The following is a 16660-nucleotide window of genomic DNA, read 5'->3' as shown; positions in this document are numbered from 1 at the left end:
CCGGAAAGGAATCGGGAGCACAGCATCGGGGATCAGATGGTGACTTTGAATGTGGGGTTTATGGAGCGCTTACTGTGTATTGCACGTTATGAGGCGTTCGGTACTGCGGGCAATGCTTCGAAGATCAAGCCAATCTCGTTGGAAGCGATGTTCCAGCGTTATTTGAAGGGTGAGTTGAACGCCAAGGTTAATTAAGGCCTGAGCGTTTAATTGCACTAACAAAAAACCCGCCGAGAGGCGGGTTTTTTGTTGACGCTAAAAAGTGGAGATTATCTCTCGGAGTTATTGATGAGCGACTTATGCTTTTTGTGATAGATGTATTGCTTGGTTAATCTGAATGTGTATTAAGGACTGTTATTTCTGACAGTTGGTCTGGTGTCAGGAGAGGGCTACCATTCGCATCGTAACGCAAAAGTGTGGGTGTCCAGATATTTGAATTTACTCCCTCTTATATCTTTGAGCGAAAGGATAGCGGCTATGTCTATGGCAGATAATACATGTGGGGATGGCGACGGTTCGGTACAGGAAGCATTATCTGGTTCCGACAATAGCGCGGGTTCGGTGAGCACTGTAATTTCGTATACAAAAGATTGGGGGCGGAATGGTCCTTTGAAAGTGACATACTCTGTGACGCTGAAGACAGCGGCAGTGGGGGCGACAGTACTTATGACCGGCGGAATGCAGACTCAAAATTTGGGGCCAATTCCGTCTGGAGGCCCGGGAACCACCTTCAAAGGGAGTATTGATTTTCTTGAAAAGCATTACGCCAAGCTGACGTTTGAAGTGGCTCTTTCCGATAACACCCGTAAGCAATTTGATGTCGTAGCCGTAAGCTTTACACCGTGAAACTGTCAGGGCGGGGTTGTTTGTTTAAGGTGAGGGGGCGGATTTATTAATTTTCCCCGCCTTTGATTATATAAGCTGAATCTTCATCCGTTCCAGGTGGCTCAATCCAGAGGGGCTGTGAAACCCCGTCGCTGGGCGATGTTTCAGCGTTACTTGATAGGTGAATTGAGCGCCAAGGTTAACTAAGTCTGAGCGTTTAATGGCACTAACGAACAACCCGCCGAGAGGCGGGTTTTTTGTTGGGTGAGGGTGACGGGGCAACTAAGGTTTCCCGTTGTTCACGCTTACTGAATAAGTTTCCAGTTCTTGTAAAAGAACCGGCGCAAGGCGAAGGCTACGCCCGCAAACGAAGCGACGATACCGTTCAGGATAAAAGAGGCCCAGGACGGGCGCAGTATGTCGAGGAACAGGCAGTAGCGCTTGGCGTCATTCTTGTTGAAGGAGGCGTGCAGCAGGGTGTCATCAAAGATGAACAGCGGATCGTCGTGCCAGTAGTGTTTTTGCTTCCTGACCTGAATGTACACACCGTCATGATGGGCGGCCGGCATGATGTTGTAGAGCACGCGGTACATCATGCGCAATGGCCCGAAGTGAAAGGACGTCGACTGATTTTCATTGAAAACCGATACGCCGATGGTCTTTATATAAGGCAGTTTTTTCTGAAGTGCGGGGATGTCGAGTTCGGTATCGATCTTGCGGCCATACCATTGGAAGAACAACATGCCACGCTTTTTCTGGGCCATGCGCGCATCGAGGAATGCAATGATCTCTTCCTTGTGAGCCATCGCGGTTTCAATCACGTAGTTGATGTCTTGCTGATGGCTTTCGGGAAGATCGCGCAACTTGTAAACGTAACGGCTTGGCTTGCTCAGTAGATCGAAAAAAGTATTCAGAGGCGCAAGCAACCAAGTATTACGGCCGCCACCTATAAAATACTTTTTGATGATGTCTTTGTCGAAGATGCCATTGCGCAGGAAGTCATAGATGCCGCAAATACAAAGCACAGCAAGAAACCAAAGGGTTGCCACCGGGAAACAATAAATAATGGCGGCAATACCAAGAATGGTGACTGCCGAGACTGCTTTCTTGCGGATGACTCGAGTGTTCATGGAACGCAGTTCCCCTGAGGCAGTGCGGGTGTTTGGATTTGGAAAATACCTATAGGCGCAGCATTATATTCGCCAACATAAGAAATTTTCCCGTAATGAAGTTTAATAAATATTTCTTATTTGTAAAGGATTCTCAGGTGTTAGGGGGGGATTTTTTCCTTCGGTACCAGTAAAAAACGCAACGAGGAGCGTTTTTATGATCAATAAAGGTGATTGCATCCACCAGGTAGCTGCCAGCAAATGCGCTCACGGTCCACTGGAAGGTGCAATGCACTTACGCGTTACGCCATGCTCACGAATAGACCTTCGAGCGAAGGGCGTTTCGGATGCAGGTACATTCAGAAATGCTGGTCACAGGCCGTAAATCCATCGTTGAGCATCCCTTCGGCAACCTCAAGCAATGGCATTGATGTCGTTTTCGGCGTAGTCGGGCAGGCTGCCATCGGGTTCAGATACTTGAGAACGGCGTTGAGGCGTTCGCTGATGCAGGCGAAGAGTTTGCGTAGCGATGAGTAGCTGTCGATGGGTGGCCCATTGGGTGGCGGAGGGAAGCGGTGGGGCGGATTTTGAGTGGTCGTGGCATAGCTATTTCAAGAAAAATAATTACCACTTTCGCTGGTTTTTAAAGTTTCTGTTCTTTCTATCGCTAAATCGTCTAAAAAACTGTCAGTTCTTACAGGTGTTTAGCTGGAGGTGTAGAACTATCCTATGTTTGTGATGGAAAAATGGATATGGGCTTTACAAATAAATCCGGCTCCTTTCCTCTTTGTTCCATCCTTTTTACTAATGTAAAGGAGTACATAACATTGAGCAAAAAACAGAGTGGTAACACCGTAATCCCGGGCGATACCGTTAAACCGGGTGGTGCACGAGGGCCTGCGCCGGAGAATATTCAAGCAGACAGTCCCGGCGATACCGTTAAACCGGGTGGTGCACGAGGGCGTGCACCGGTGAATATTCAAGCAGACAGTCCCGGCGATACGGTTAAACCGGGTGGTGCACGAGGGCCTGCGTCAGTGAATATTCAAGTAGAAAAGTGATGCGAAGATATTCTTCTGAATAAAATGGTAGTCCCGAACCCATTGGCTACGTTCGTTAAGTGGGCAATGTGGCTATAAATAAAAACCCGCAGTAATGCGGGTTTTTATTACTTAATTTCTGCTATTTCTGCGTATCAAACCCTCGCTGCTCAATCACCCCAAACACATCCGTTATGTCCTGAACCATCAAGCGCGCCACGTTGGTGACGGTGTTGATGTCGCGCTCGGCGTAGTCGGGCAGGCTGGTGCAGGCCATGAGGGTCAGGTAGCTGAGGACGGCGTGCAGGCGTTCGCTGACACAGGCGTGGAGTTCGCGGAGCGGGGCGTGGCTGTCGATGAGCAGGACGGGGTAGTCGGTGGCGATTTGGGTGAAGGGGGTGAAGCGGCGGGGCGGGGTTTGAGTAGTCATGGCGGAATCCTTTCAAGAAAAAGAATGGCCACCGTTCGCTGCGAAACAAATTGGGTGGCAGCTGTGCGCGGGTTCGCAGACCAGGAAAAGAATTAAAACCCCGGCAGACCCGAAAGCCTCCCACACACAGCCGCCATGAAACGAAACGCAGGAGAGTTTACCTGTGCTGTCTTTTGACGGTGCTGGATAATTCTTTTGCAAGGGCTGCGAAACCCTGCCGCTGACCGAAGCCAGCTGACGGGATGGACTGTAAGCGGCGATTTTGGCGGGTGCAACCGGGCTGTAGGACCGTTGCGCGGTCATTGTGGCGAGGGAGCTTGCTCCCGCTCGGCGGCGCAGCCGTCGTAAACCGGGCGGTGTGGTGTGTCTGAGGAAATGAGGTGGCAGGGTTGGGGCTGCTTCGCAACCCAGCGGGAGCAAGCTCCCTCGCCACAGTGGGAGCAATCCTACGGGATTTGCGGACGGCCAGATCGTTCCCGTGCCCGTAGCGGCTGTCGACCTCAAGGGTTGAGGTCAAGTCGTCAGCTCTTGTTGTGATCAATATCCAGCTTGCTGAACGTCACTTTCCCGCCCTCGCTGGTGTACCCGGTGTTGTCCTGCACATACACCCCGGCCTTGAAGTACAGCGGCTTGTCGCGCCAGGTGGCGCTGATCTGGGTGTCCCATGAGTAGCCCGCGGCGCTGATACCCAGGGCGCCGCCGGGGCTGAGGTGGATCAGGTAGGAGAAGCTCTGGTCCAGTTTCACGCCGGTGGCGATGGTGATCACCCGACCAACATCGTCGTCCGGGTGCATGCGCACCTTGGCCACGATGTTGCCAGTCGAGGTGCTGGTCTTGTACTGGTACTCGACTTTCACCAAGGGTTTTTGGCTGTTGTAGGCGTGGATCTGGCCGATGACGATCTTGCCCGAGCTCGGTACCTGGTTCACCGCGAGGGTCGCTTGCAGCACGTTATCGGCCTCGGGGTAGAGCCAATTGCGCAAGGTGCCGTTGCTGTAGGTTTCGCGAAGCTCGGTGCGCGGGTAAATCGCGTTTTCCGTGCGCGAGCCGGTCACCGGTGCCCAAAAGAACAACGTGCCGGTGTCGGAGTGGAAGTATTGATCCTTGAAACCGTCCACCAGTTTGGCGGTATCAACGGTGTACGGTGGGCTGCCTACAGGAACACTGAGGTTCCAGGTTGCGAGATCGATCATGGTCAAAGCATCCGCGAATTCTAGCTGAACGCGCGTACCAGAAGCTCTAGCCCGCGCGTTAGAGGGCAATCTTTATAAGCGTAGAACGGGTGCTTGTTAATGCCCGTTTGGCAGATAACTGGCGTCAACGTTCTGTCGAGTTACCGCTTTTCCCGGTCTTGCTGGCTTTGGCACTGACCGTTAGTCGGAGTCTGAGGCTTTGCCATCGGTGATGGCGTGATGACACCTACTGCTTTGGCAGATCCCGGTCTAGAGTGGAGTCGAAGTATGTGTCCGGTTTTTTTCGACGGTACCGGCCTGACGTCACCAAAAGAGAAGCAGCATGGAATGCGCGCAACCCAAGCCAGTTGAAGGCAGCTCAGTTCTTCTAATCGTGGATGATTACCCTGAAAACCTGATCAGCATGCGTGCGTTGTTACAGCGCCAGGACTGGCAGGTGATGACCGCGGCTTCCGGCTTTGAAGCCTTGAGCCTGTTGCTCGAACATGAAATCGACCTGGTGCTGCTCGATGTGCAGATGCCAGGGATGGACGGTTTTGAAGTGGCGCGTTTGATGCGCGGTAGCCAGCGTACCCGTTTGACCCCGATCATTTTCCTGACCGCCAACGAACAGTCCCAGGATGCTGTGATCAAGGGCTATGCCAGTGGCGCAGTGGATTACCTGTTCAAACCGTTTGACCCGCAAATCCTCAAACCGAAAGTCCAGGCCCTGCTTGAATACCAGCGCAATCGCCGGGCCTTGCAGCGCTTGAGCCTGGATCTGGAAGCCGCACGCGCCTTCAATGCCTCGGTGCTGGATAACGCTGCCGAAGGGATTCTGGTGGTGGGTGATGACGGCCTGATCCGCTTCGCCAACCCGGCCATGTCCCGCCTGCTCAATGCGACGGTCACCGAATTGCAGGGCGCGGAGTTCGTGGATTTCCTGCAAAAACCGCACGTGCCGGTGTGGGCTGATTCTGACATTTATGCCAGTTATCAACGGGGTGAGACCTGGCGCGTGCACGATGCAATCCTGCGCACCGCGCCGGGTCAGCAAGTGCCGGTGGCGCTGTCCTGCGCGCCATTGCCGTCCGAACAGCGGGCCATGGTGGTGACCGTGCTCGACATGTCGGTGGTGCGCCATCTGCATCAACAGCTGGAGTTCCAGGCCGTCACAGACCCGCTGACCGGGCTGCTCAATCGCCGTGGTTTTTACCAGACGGCGGAAAACCTGCTATTGCGCGGTGAGCGTTCCGATAGCGCGTGGGTCTTGTTGTACCTGGACCTGGATGGCTTCAAACGGGTCAACGATTCCTTGGGGCACGATGCTGGTGACCGGGTGCTGCGTTGGGTGTCCGAGCAGTTGAAAGCCTGTCTTCGGCCATTCGATATTCTGGCGCGCATGGGCGGTGATGAGTTCACGGCGTTGCTCGATCTGGAGTTTCCCGAGCAAGCGGCGAAGATTGCCGAGAAACTCATCGAGCGAATCTCGATCTGTCAGCAGATTGAAGGGCTGGATGTGGTGCTCGGCGCGAGCATCGGCATTGCGACCTATCCCGATTGCGGCTCCAACCTTGACGGCTTGCTGCGCGCCTCAGACATCGCGATGTACGAGGCCAAGCGTGCCGGGCGTCAGCAATATCGTTTCTACGACCATGAAATGAACGGTCGCGCGCGCTCGCGGCTGATGCTTGAAGAAAGCGTGCGCACAGCCATCGAAAATCAGGATTTCAACCTGGTGTATCAACCCCAGGTGGCGATTGCCGACGGTCGCGTACGGGGGTTTGAAGCGTTGCTGCGCTGGCAGCATCCGAGTGTCGGCGATGTTCCGCCGGGGTTGTTTTTGCCACTGCTGGAAGAGGCGCGGCTGATCAGTCGTCTCGGCAGCTGGATTTACCATCGCGGTGCCAAGCAGCGTAAGGCCTGGGAAACCCTGTTTGCCAAGGATCTGGTACTTGCTGTGAGTTTGAGCAGCACCCAGTTCGGCATGCCGAACCTGGTTACCGAATTGCGTCAGGTGCTGGAGCGTCATGAGCTGCAGCCGTGTCAGCTGGAAGTTGAAATCACCGAAGATGCGTTGATACAAAATGTTGATGAGTCACGTAAACAGCTGCGTCTGTTGCGCCACCTCGGGGTGCGCGTGGCACTGGATGACTTTGGTTCGGGGCCGTGCTCGTTGGCGCATTTACGCGATCTGCAGTTGGACACGCTCAAGCTCGACCGGCACCTGATTGCCCGGATACCTGATTCGCCTCGGGATGCAGCGCTGGTGCGCAGTGTCATAGAGTTGTGCAGGGAATTCGGAATGTTGGTGATCGCCGAAGGCGTGGAGACCGTTGCACAGTATCGATGGCTTGAGGCCAACGGTTGCCAGTATGTGCAGGGGTTCCTGGTGGCCAGGCCGCTGATGGCCGAGGATGCCGGTGGCTTTGCGCAGCCGTTTGACTGGAGCGCGCTGACCGCCTGAATTCGCTACACTGGCGGTCTTTCGTCACTCTGTTGTTGGCCCATGACCGCGCTGAAGTACCTCCAGGCTTATCCCGCTGCCTTGCAAGATCAAGTGCGCCAGTTGATCGATCAGGATCGGCTGGGCGACTACCTGAGCCAGCGTTACCCGGACAAGCACGCGGTGCAGAGTGACAAGGCGCTGTACAGCTACGCGCTGGAGTTGAAGCAGGAATACCTGCGCAATGCGCCGGCCATCGACAAAGTGCTGTTCGACAACCGTCTCGACCTGACCCACCGTGCCCTCGGCCTGCACACGGCGATCTCGCGGGTGCAGGGTGGCAAGCTCAAGGCCAAGAAAGAAATTCGCATCGCCTCGTTGTTCAAGGACGCCGCGCCGCAGTTTCTGAAAATGATCGTGGTGCATGAACTCGCGCACTTCAAGGAGTCCGATCACAACAAGGCTTTCTACAAGTTGTGCGAGCATATGCTGCCGGGCTATCACCAGTTGGAGTTCGACTTGCGGGTGTACCTGACGTGGCGGGATATGCAGTAAATATCGGAATCGGGAGTGTGGGAATGGATGTCAGCAAAACCAAGAGCAGCTTCTACCGCCGCCTGTACGTGGCGCACCTGATCGACAGCGGTCTGGCCAGCAATGTCCCGGCACTCACCGAGGTCACCGGTATGCCGCGGCGTACAGCCCAGGACACCATTGCCGCCTTGGCCGATCTGGATATCGTGTGCGAGTTCGAGCAGGAAGAGGGCGCGCGCAATCATGCCGGGCGTTATCGGATTCTGAGCTGGGGGGCGATTGATCCGCGCTGGATCGAACAGCATGTGCAGCAGATCAAAGCGGTGCTGGAATACCCCTGAAAGCTGATCGTTCCCACGCTCTGCGTGGGAATGCCGCCATGGACGCTCTGCGTCCGCTTCGAGATGTGACGTAGAGCGTCACGTGATGCATTCTCACGCAGAGCATGGGAACGATCACTAGGGACGACGCATCCCGATATGCGGAATGTCATCCTCCAGGTATTCCTCGCCCACCACGACAAACCCGTACCTCCCGTAATACCCCTGCAAATGTGCCTGGGCCGACAGATAGATCGGCACTTCAGGCCAGTATTTCTCAGCCTGCTTGAGCCCCTGCGCCATCAACTCATGACCCAGGCCCTGGCCCCGCGCCTGAGGGGCAATCACCACACGGCCGATGACCACGTCGCCGCCCTGTGAAATCGAGTCGAGCAAACGCAGGTAGGCCACCAGCTGATCGCCGTCCCAGGCCATCAAGTGGCAGGTGTCACCGTCCAGGTCCAGTCCATCGACTTCCTGATAGGCGCATTTCTGCTCAACGACGAACACTTGCGTGCGCAACTGCAGAATGGCGTACAACTGCTCTTTGCCCAGATCGCTGTGGTGTTTGCAGACCCAATCGATTGTCATCTTCACATTCCTTGAACAACGTCGCTCCGATACTAAGCGTCCCGCAGCGGGATGTCTTGTGGCATAAAAAACTGTGACAAAGGCCAAAATGCCATCATTCATTTCTCGCGACGTTGTCTTCTTTGTGTAATCTGATTTTTAGCGGTTTGTTGTGGCTTCAATGAACTACTGTTAGGGCCTGGGTTGTGGCCGCTATTGGGCACACAGGCCTTCGAGTTTTGGCTAAAAACACGCTGGGCTGCCCGCCCGCTAAGGATTTTTTAGCATGCCGCGATTGCATCGAGCTGTTGCTTTGATTGGATTGCTGTTGCTGAGCCAGGCCGCCACAGCAGAAAAACTGCGACTGGTGGCCGATGCCTGGCCCCCCTTTACCGATGCCACGCTGGTCAATGGCGGGGTGGCAACCGACATTGTCAGTACTGCGCTGGCGCGGGCGGGTTATGCCAGTGATTTCGAGCAGGTGCCTTGGGCCAGGGCTTTGCTGGGTGTGGGCGAAGGGCGTTACGACGTGCTGGTCAATGCCTGGTTCAACGAGGAGCGCACCCACATCGGGCAGTTTTCCAGTGAGTACATGCTCAACCGGATACGTTTCCTCAAGCGTAAAGACACGCCAATCGAATACAACAACTTGCAGCAGCTGCACACCTATCCGGTTGCCGTGGTGCGTGGTTATGCCTATTCGCCCGCGTTTGACGGTGACGCCGCCTTGCAGAAAGTGCAGGTGCACAACTTCCCCATGGCGGTGCGCATGCTCGCCGCTGACCGGGTGAAGCTGACCCTGGAAGACGAATACGTTGCCCGCTATTACCTGGCGCGCGAATCCTCCAAGGTGCGCAATGCCGTGGAGTTCCTGCCCAATCCTCTGAGTGAAAACAGCCTGCATATTCTGGTCAGTCTGAAGAACCCCGACCATGAACAGATTGTTGCCGGTTTCGACCGCGAGATTGCAGCGATGAAGGCTGATGGCAGCTATGAGCAATTGCTCAGGCAGCATGGGATGTGATGTCTGCTGTTGTGGCGAGGGAACTTGCTCGCGCTGGGTTGCGAAGCGACCCAAGACAAGCTGCTCGATGTGTCAGGTAGAAAACCATTTACCGGTTTTACGGCTGCTGCGCACCCGAGCGCGAGCAAGCTCGCTCGCCACAGGGGCGCGCTCACTCCTCGCTCGTATCCTTGATCAAATGTGCTGCCAGCGTGCGCAGCGGTCCCAGTTGCCGACAGATCAACCCCAGTTGGGTTTGCACCAGACGCTGACCTTCGTCGATCTCGTCAGGCATTTGTTCAAGCCCGGCGGCCAGGGCTTCTTCTTCGTCGCTCTGAATCGCAATCGGCGATTTGCTCGCCAGCCCTTGGGCGATTTCGTCGATGCTGGTCGCCAGACTGACGCCGGCACCGTTGATCAACTGTTCCCGAATATCCGCGGGTAGCTGGATTTCGCGGTGCGCACCAAGGCCCGAGAGGTAGCTGAGCAAGGTGTGGGAAAGCACCAGGAAGCGGAAACCGACATCGGCTTCCTTGCGGAAATGCCCCGGCTCCATGAGCATGTTGGCCAAGGTGGTCGACAGCGCCGCATCGGCGTTGTGGGCATTGCGTCGAGCCAGCCGATAGGCCAGGTCATCACGTTTGCCGACAGCGTATTGCTGCATGATCTGGCGCAGGTAAATGCTGTTGCAGGTGAGGGTGTTGGCCAGCACTTTGTTCAGCCTGCGGCCCTGCCAGTCCGGCAGGAACAGCAGCACCGCGAGCCCCGCGATCAGGCCGCCGAGCAAGGTGTCGAGCAGCCTTGGCAGGAACAGCCCATAGCCGTCTCCAACCTGGTTGAAGCAGAACAGCACCATCAAGGTGATTGCCGCAGTCGCCAGCGTGTAGCGGGTGGTGCGGTTGATAAAGAACACCACCCCGGCGGCAATCGCGAAACACGATTGCACCAGCGGGTTGGGGAACAGATCGAACAACGCCCAGGCCAGGGTCAGGCCGATCGCCGTGCCAAGGATCCGCTGGCCGAGTTTGCGCCGCGTGGCGCCGTAGTTCGGTTGGCAGACAAACAGTGTGGTGAGGATGATCCAGTAGCCTTGCGACGGGTGGATCAAGTGCACCATGCCGTAGCCGATAGTCAGGGCCAGAGGCAAGCGCAGGGCGTGGCGAAACAGCAACGAGGTCGGCGTCAGCTGCGTGCGCAGGCGCGTCCAGACGTCCTTGAGGTTGCGCGGTGAGCGGTCGAGCAGGCTGCTGTCGGTGGCGTCGGCCAGGCTGTCGGGATTGCTTGCGTCGCTGAGCAAGCGGTCAAGCGTGCTGAGGTTGGCTGCCAGTGCACGCAATGAGCGCAGCAAGCCGCGCCAGGCTGGGTTGCTCTGGATGCGCAAGTGTTCGAGGGAGGCGTGCAGGTCGCTCAGGGCTTCGGCAAAGCTGTCGTCATAGACGAATGGCTGGCGCATCTGGATCGACTCGGCCAATGCCCGGCAGGCTTTGCCTTGCTGGCGCAGCAGGCGTTGGCAGCGAAACAGTACGTCGCTATGGAAAAAGGCCTCGGCCAGGGCGTTGTACGGATAGTGTGAAGAACTGGCGCGTTCGTGGATGTCCTGGGCGAGGAAATACAGCTTCAGGTAACGACTGACTTTCGACCCCGGCCGGCCGTTGCCGACCCGGTGCAGGATTATTTCCTTGGCGGCATTGAGCGCCGCGACCACTCGGCCATTCTGCTGCGCCAGTTCCAGCCGGCGGGCTTCGACGTCCATTTGGCGGATCGGCTCGAACAGCGATGATTTGAGCTTCAGGTAAAACCCCAGCTCGCGAAACAACCGCGCCAGGCTCTGTTGCACCGGCTGGTTGGAAAACAGCGCCTGCCACAGCACCGAGAGCAAGCCATACCAGGCGGCACCGGCTACCAGCAACACCGGTTCATGCCAGAAATCGGTGACCGCGCCGCCGCGTTGGTCGACACCGATCATGGTGTACACCGACAGAATCAACGTCGCCGAGGCAATCGCGCCATAACGTTCGCCCAAGGCGCCGAGCATGGTCAGGCCGAAACTGGCGAGTGCCAGGGCGAACACGAAGATGTAGGGGTAGGGGAAAAGCAGTTCGACCGAGAACGCGGCAACGCTGAAGCACACCAGCGTCACGGCTAATGCATTGAGCCGGCCCTGCCAGCTGTCGTCGGTTTCGGCCAGGGCGCTGGCGATAATCCCCAGGAACAGCGGGATCAGCAGGCCCATTTCATTTTGATACCAACACAGCGCCATGGTGCCGGTCAGGGCGATGAACACCCGCACGCTGTAGCTGAATTTATCCAGCGCCCAAAGGCGACGCAGAGTCTGACGAAACGAGGTTGATGGCATGAAGTGCGGAGGCCTTCCGGGGCAATGCAGCTAAATTGAGCCAGTAATGACGACGACGCAATGGCGCCGATCACATCTGACAGCAAAAACTGTTCCTTCCTTGTACAAGTGCAAGAGCTGCAATTAATCCTGTGGCGAGGGGGCTTGCCCCCGTCCGGCTGCGTAGCAGTCGTAAACACTGCAAATGCGGTACGCCAGACAGAATGCGGCAACAGGTTTTAGGGCCGCTTCGCAGCCCAACGGGGGCAAGCCCCCTCGCCACAAAAGCCCGATCACGTATTCGAGAGTGTTAGACGTACTGCGCCGCCGCGTAACCCGAGGCCCAGGCCCATTGGAAGTTGAAGCCGCCCAGGTGTCCGGTGACGTCCAGCACTTCGCCGATGAAGTACAGGCCAGGGCTTTTCAGCGATTCCATGGTTTTTGACGAGACTTCGTGGGTGTCGACGCCACCGAGCGTGACTTCGGCCGTGCGATAGCCTTCGGTACCGGCCGGGACCAGTGTCCAGCTCGCCAGTTTGGCAGCGATATCGGCAAGCTCCGCGTGGGTGTACTGCTTCATCGGCTTGGAGACGAACCAGTTGTCGGCCAGCAGGTTGGCCATCTTCTTGGTGAAGATTTCGCCGAGCAGGGTTTTCAGTTCGCTGTTCGGGCGCTCGGCTTGCTGCTGTTGCAGCCAGCTCGGCACGTCGTGGTCGGGCATCAGATTGATTTCGACGGCGTCGCCGGATTGCCAGAACGAGGAAATCTGCAAGATCGCCGGGCCGCTGAGGCCGCGGTGAGTGAACAGGATGTTCTCGCGAAAACTCTGATCGTTGCAGCTCACCAGACAATCCACCGACGTACCGGAAAGCTCGGTGCACAGCTCTTTGAGTTGGTCGGTGATGGTGAACGGCACCAGGCCGGCGCGAGTTGGCAGCAACTGGTGGCCGAACTGCTTGGCTACTTGATAGCCGAAACCGGTAGCGCCCAGGGTCGGAATCGACAGGCCGCCGGTGGCGATCACCAGCGATTCGCAGGTCAACTGGCCCAACGTGGTTTCCAGCAGGTAGCCGCTGTCGAGTTTTTCGATCTGCTGGATCGAGGTGTCGAGGTGCAGGCTGACGCCGACCTGATCGCACTCGTCGAGGAGCATGCCGAGGATGTCGCTGGATTTGTTATCGCAGAACAGCTGGCCGAGTTTTTTCTCGTGGTACGGCACGCCGTGCTTGGCCACCATCCCGATGAAATCCCACTGGGTATAGCGCGCCAGTGCGGATTTGCAGAAGTGAGCGTTTTGCGAGAGGAAATTGCTCGGCTCGGTGTACATGTTGGTGAAATTGCAGCGGCCACCACCGGACATGAGGATTTTCTTGCCGGCCTTGTTTGCGTGGTCGAGCAACATCACCTTGCGCCCGCGCCCGGCGGCGGTCAGTGCACACATCAACCCAGCGGCGCCAGCGCCAATGATCACGACTTCGGTAGAGCGCAAAACGGTGTCCTCAAGTTTCGTTAGCTAGGCTGGCAAATGCTTTTGTGGCGAGGGAGCTTGCTCCCGCTCGAGTGCGTAGCAGTCGTAATTCAGCAAGTGCGGTCCGTCTGGTGAATCGCGTTTGCTGGTTTCGGGGCCGCTGCGCGACCCAGCGGGAGCAAGCTCCCTCGCCACAGAGGTGGGCAGCGCTTGTTACAAAATCCGTACGCGCAGCGAGCGGCCTTTGATCTTGCCGTCGCTCAAGCGCTGCACGGCTTGCTTGGCGATGCTGCGCTCCACGGCGACATAGGCCTGGTAGTCGAAGATCGCGATTTTGCCGACCTGGGCGCCAGGAACACCGGCATCGCCGGTCAGTGCGCCAAGGATGTCGCCCGGGCGAACCTTGTCTTTACGGCCAGCGCCGATGCACAAGGTGCTCATGGCCGGCAGCAGCGGGGCGCCGCCCTGGGAGGTCAGGTTGTCCAGTTGATCCCAGCTCAAAGGCGACTTCTGCAGTTGCTCGATGGCTTGGGCGCGATGGGCTTCGGACGGCGCGACCAGGCTGATGGCGATGCCTTTTTCACCGGCACGACCGGTACGGCCAACGCGGTGGATGTGGATTTCCGAGTCGCGGGCCAGTTCGACGTTGACCACCATGTCCAGCGCATCGATGTCCAGACCACGGGCGGCGACGTCGGTGGCGACCAATACCGAGGTGCTGCGGTTGGCGAACATTGCCAGCACCTGGTCGCGATCACGCTGTTCCAGATCACCGTGCAGGCCAACGGCTGAGATGCCTTTGGCAGTTAGGTGGTCGACGGTTTCCTGCACTTGCTGCTTGGTGAAGCAAAAAGCGACTGTCGATTGCGGGCGGTAATGGGCGAGGACCTTGACCACCGCGTCCATGCGCTCTTCCGGCGAAATCTCGAAGAAACGCTGTTCGATCTGGGTGTCGTCGTGGAACGCCTCGGCCTTCACTTGCTGCGGATTGCGCATGAACTTCGACGCCAGCTGCTTGATGCCCACCGGATATGTGGCGGAGAACAGCAGGGTCTGGCGACGCTCAGGGCACTGGGCGATGATTTCTTCGATGGAATCGTAGAAACCCATGTCGAGCATGCGATCGGCTTCGTCGAGGATCAGCGTGTTCAGGCCATGAAGCACCAGCGAACCCTTGCGCAGGTGCTGCTGGATGCGCCCCGGAGTGCCGACGATGATGTGCGCGCCGTGCTCCAGCGAGCCAATCTGCGGACCGAACGACACGCCGCCACACAGGGTCAGGACCTTGATGTTGTCTTCGGCGCGGGCCAGTCGACGGATTTCCTTGGCAACCTGGTCAGCCAGCTCGCGAGTCGGGCAGATCACCAGTGCCTGGCAGCCGAAGAAACGCGGATTGATCGGGTTCAGCAGGCCGATACCGAAGGCGGCGGTTTTACCGCTGCCGGTCTTGGCCTGGGCGATCAGGTCCATCCCCTTGAGGATCACCGGCAAGCTTTGCGCCTGGATCGGCGTCATCTGGGCATAACCGAGGGAGTCGAGGTTAGCCAGCATGGCGGCGGACAGCGGCAAAGTATTAAAAGCGGTGGCGATGGTGGTCACGGGACTGGCCTGCAAAACAAAATGTCGCGCAGTGTACCAGCCCAGCGGCCATTCGCCCGCAGTTTCCAGACGAGAAGTCGCCGAGCGACGACGAGGCAAGGCGCAACGAGCGTAGCGAGTAACAGCCAAAGGCTGGCCCGAAGGGCAAGCGAAGCGCGTAAAACAGGTGAGAAAGCGGAGTTGACTTTAGTCAATGAGCATTTCGAGCCTGTTTTCAACGCTGCATGGGCGAGCGTAGGCACTTATCGTCTGGAAACTAAGGCTCTATGTGCGGTTCCGGACTTTTGACGCGCCGTCCGTCTTCTCTCGACAGTTGCGAGAAGATCGTTGCGGCCAGCATTGCCATGATCCCGACGGTGACGAAGGTTAGTTGGAACGCGCCCAGCACCGTGTCCACGCCATCATTGCCGACCTCTGCCGTGAAGCCACCCAGCAGGGCGCCGGCGCAGGCAACGCCGAGACTCAGCGACAACTGCGCGACCACTGACAGCAGGCTGTTGCCGCTGCTGGCGCTGGCGTCGTCGAGGTCGATCAGGGTCACGGTGTTCATCGCCGTAAACTGCAAGGAGTTGATCGCCCCGAGTATCGCCAGCTGCACCAGCAGCAACCAATACGGCGTCTGCTCGCTGACCAGGCCCATGCTCGCCAGCATGATTCCCAGCGCCAGGGTGTTACCGGTCAGCACGATGCGATAACCCAGGCGCTCGATCAGCGGTCGCGCGATCGACTTGGCAAACATTGCCGCAGCGGCCAGCGGCAACATGCTCATCCCCGCCAGGGAGGGCGAGTAGCCCAAGGCGACCTGTAGCAGCAACGGCACCAGGAACGGCAGGGCGCCGCTGCCCAGTCGGGCGAACAGGTTGCCGAGAATGCCCACGGCAAAAGTCCGGGTCTTGAACAGCGCTGGTGCGAACAACGGATTGTCGATATGCCCGGCCCGCAGCCAATAAGCCGCCAGGCACGCCATACCGCCAAACAGCAGCAACATCACCCGCAAATGTGGCAGGTGCAGCTCGCCCAGGCCTTCCATCGCAATGGTGATCAGCACCATCGCCGCGCCGAACAGCAGGAAACCCAAGCCATCGAAGCGCGTGCGCTCAGAGCCGCGCAGATCCGGGATGAACTTCCAGACCGCGTAGCAGCCGATCAGCCCGACCGGCAGATTGATCAGGAAGATCCAGTGCCAGGTCAGGTATTGCACCATCCAGCCGCCCATGGTCGGACCGATCAACGGCCCGAGCAGGCCGGGAATGGTGATGAAGCCCATGATCCGCACCAGCTCCGAGCGCGGGTAAGCGCGCAGCACCACCAGGCGCCCGACCGGCAACATCAATGCGCCGCCCAGCCCCTGAATCACCCGGGCGCCGACCAGCATGGTCAAGGTGCTGGAGAGCGCACAGAGCAAGGAGCCGAGGCTGAACAAGAGGATCGCGCCGAAGAAGATTTTCTTGGTGCCGAAGCGGTCGGCGACCCAGCCCGACGCCGGAATCAGCAAGGCGACTGTGAGCATGTAGGCGATGATCACGCCCTGCATGCGCAGCGGGTCTTCCGCCAGATCGAGGGCCATGGCGGGCAGGGCGGTGTTGAGGATGGTCCCGTCGAGGGACTGCATGAAAAACGCAATCGCCACCACCCAGGGGACCCAACGGGCGGTGATTGCATCAAGAGCCGGACGGTTGGGCATGGGACCTCTTGGTGGTTGATTGGGTAGCGCTCGTGTCCTGTGGCGAGGGGGCTTGCCCCCGCTCGGCTGCGAAGCAGTCGTAAATCCGGCCAATGCGGTCCGTCTGGTGAACCGTGTTTGCGGGT

The 16660-nt window shown here is 57.8% G+C and carries 14 protein-coding genes and 3 pseudogenes; 8 read left to right on the top strand and 9 right to left on the bottom strand.

Going from position 1 to position 16660, the window contains the following annotated elements:
• Positions 1-195: pseudogene (locus tag KRR23_RS20300) on the top strand (hypothetical protein); the annotation flags it as partial.
• Between the two features lie 282 nt (positions 196-477).
• Entirely contained in the window at positions 478-846 is a 369-nt protein-coding gene (locus tag KRR23_RS20295) for a hypothetical protein (RefSeq protein WP_216743954.1), read from the top strand.
• 284 nt (positions 847-1130) lie between these two features.
• Here KRR23_RS20295 and KRR23_RS20290 read toward each other — a convergent pair whose 3' ends face one another.
• Positions 1131-1955 (bottom strand): aspartyl/asparaginyl beta-hydroxylase domain-containing protein, encoded by an 825-nt coding sequence (locus KRR23_RS20290; RefSeq protein ID WP_216743953.1) that lies wholly within the window; start codon positions 1953-1955, stop codon positions 1131-1133.
• 205 nt (positions 1956-2160) lie between these two features.
• Here KRR23_RS20290 and KRR23_RS29180 point away from each other — a divergent pair.
• Positions 2161-2359, top strand: a pseudogene (locus KRR23_RS29180) (IS5/IS1182 family transposase); the annotation flags it as partial.
• Here KRR23_RS29180 and KRR23_RS29175 read toward each other — a convergent pair.
• Positions 2355-2479: pseudogene (locus KRR23_RS29175) on the bottom strand (fructose-bisphosphate aldolase); the annotation flags it as partial. The pseudogenes KRR23_RS29180 and KRR23_RS29175 overlap by 5 nt on opposite strands.
• A 207-nt stretch (positions 2480-2686) precedes the next feature.
• Between KRR23_RS29175 and KRR23_RS20285 the strand changes: the two are divergent.
• On the top strand, positions 2687-2995 hold the full coding sequence (locus KRR23_RS20285; protein ID WP_216743952.1) for a hypothetical protein: 309 nt from the start codon (positions 2687-2689) through the stop codon (positions 2993-2995).
• Between the two features lie 121 nt (positions 2996-3116).
• On the opposite strand, the gene KRR23_RS20280 is transcribed toward KRR23_RS20285, so the two are convergent.
• Both KRR23_RS20280 and KRR23_RS20275 read right to left on the bottom strand, forming a co-directional pair.
• A complete protein-coding gene (locus KRR23_RS20280; protein WP_216743951.1) occupies positions 3117-3404 on the bottom strand; it encodes a fructose-bisphosphate aldolase in 288 nt (95 codons plus the stop codon).
• Positions 3405-3925: 521 nt separating this feature from the next.
• The gene (locus KRR23_RS20275; protein ID WP_216743950.1) at positions 3926-4597 is read right to left on the bottom strand and encodes a polysaccharide lyase family 7 protein; all 672 of its coding nucleotides are present in this window, start codon (positions 4595-4597) and stop codon (positions 3926-3928) included.
• Positions 4598-4919: 322 nt separating this feature from the next.
• Here KRR23_RS20275 and KRR23_RS20270 point away from each other — a divergent pair, with 322 nt between their 5' ends.
• Genes KRR23_RS20270 through KRR23_RS20260 form a run of 3 tightly spaced genes read left to right on the top strand, consistent with a single transcriptional unit; the run spans position 4920 to position 7897 of the window.
• A complete protein-coding gene (locus KRR23_RS20270; RefSeq protein WP_216743949.1) occupies positions 4920-7043 on the top strand; it encodes a bifunctional diguanylate cyclase/phosphodiesterase in 2124 nt (707 codons plus the stop codon).
• A gap of 42 nt (positions 7044-7085) precedes the next feature.
• Positions 7086-7577 (top strand): M48 family metallopeptidase, encoded by a 492-nt coding sequence (locus KRR23_RS20265; protein ID WP_019694032.1) that lies wholly within the window; start codon positions 7086-7088, stop codon positions 7575-7577.
• 23 nt (positions 7578-7600) lie between these two features.
• Positions 7601-7897 carry a helix-turn-helix domain-containing protein gene (locus KRR23_RS20260; protein ID WP_216743948.1) on the top strand — a complete coding sequence of 99 codons (297 nt, stop codon included), beginning with the start codon at positions 7601-7603 and terminating at the stop codon, positions 7895-7897.
• Positions 7898-8014: 117 nt separating this feature from the next.
• Here KRR23_RS20260 and KRR23_RS20255 read toward each other — a convergent pair whose 3' ends face one another.
• Complete coding sequence (locus KRR23_RS20255; RefSeq protein WP_216743947.1) at positions 8015-8467, bottom strand: GNAT family N-acetyltransferase; 453 nt, start codon at positions 8465-8467, stop codon at positions 8015-8017.
• A gap of 265 nt (positions 8468-8732) precedes the next feature.
• Here KRR23_RS20255 and KRR23_RS20250 point away from each other — a divergent pair, with 265 nt between their 5' ends.
• On the top strand, positions 8733-9470 hold the full coding sequence (locus tag KRR23_RS20250; RefSeq protein ID WP_216743946.1) for an ABC transporter substrate-binding protein: 738 nt from the start codon (positions 8733-8735) through the stop codon (positions 9468-9470).
• 151 nt (positions 9471-9621) lie between these two features.
• Here KRR23_RS20250 and yccS read toward each other — a convergent pair whose 3' ends face one another.
• From yccS to mdtD, 4 genes are all read right to left on the bottom strand, one after another.
• Positions 9622-11805: a YccS family putative transporter gene (gene yccS, locus KRR23_RS20245; RefSeq protein ID WP_216743945.1), complete on the bottom strand. Its 2184-nt coding sequence runs from the start codon at positions 11803-11805 to the stop codon at positions 9622-9624.
• A gap of 289 nt (positions 11806-12094) precedes the next feature.
• Positions 12095-13273 carry an NAD(P)/FAD-dependent oxidoreductase gene (locus tag KRR23_RS20240; RefSeq protein ID WP_054594403.1) on the bottom strand — a complete coding sequence of 393 codons (1179 nt, stop codon included), beginning with the start codon at positions 13271-13273 and terminating at the stop codon, positions 12095-12097.
• A gap of 192 nt (positions 13274-13465) precedes the next feature.
• Positions 13466-14803, bottom strand: a complete 1338-nt coding sequence (gene dbpA / locus KRR23_RS20235) for an ATP-dependent RNA helicase DbpA (RefSeq protein ID WP_253912191.1) — start codon at positions 14801-14803, stop codon at positions 13466-13468.
• Between the two features lie 304 nt (positions 14804-15107).
• Positions 15108-16535, bottom strand: coding sequence for a multidrug transporter subunit MdtD (mdtD, locus tag KRR23_RS20230; protein WP_216743944.1), 1428 nt, complete (start codon positions 16533-16535; stop codon positions 15108-15110).
• Between the last annotated feature and the right edge of the window lie 125 nt (positions 16536-16660).

Source organism: Pseudomonas sp. CVAP#3 (assembly GCF_018986375.1).
GTDB lineage: Bacteria > Pseudomonadota > Gammaproteobacteria > Pseudomonadales > Pseudomonadaceae > Aquipseudomonas > Aquipseudomonas helvetica.
The sequence above is the reverse complement of the archived record's forward strand: the minus strand, read 5'-3'. Positions and strand labels throughout refer to the sequence as shown.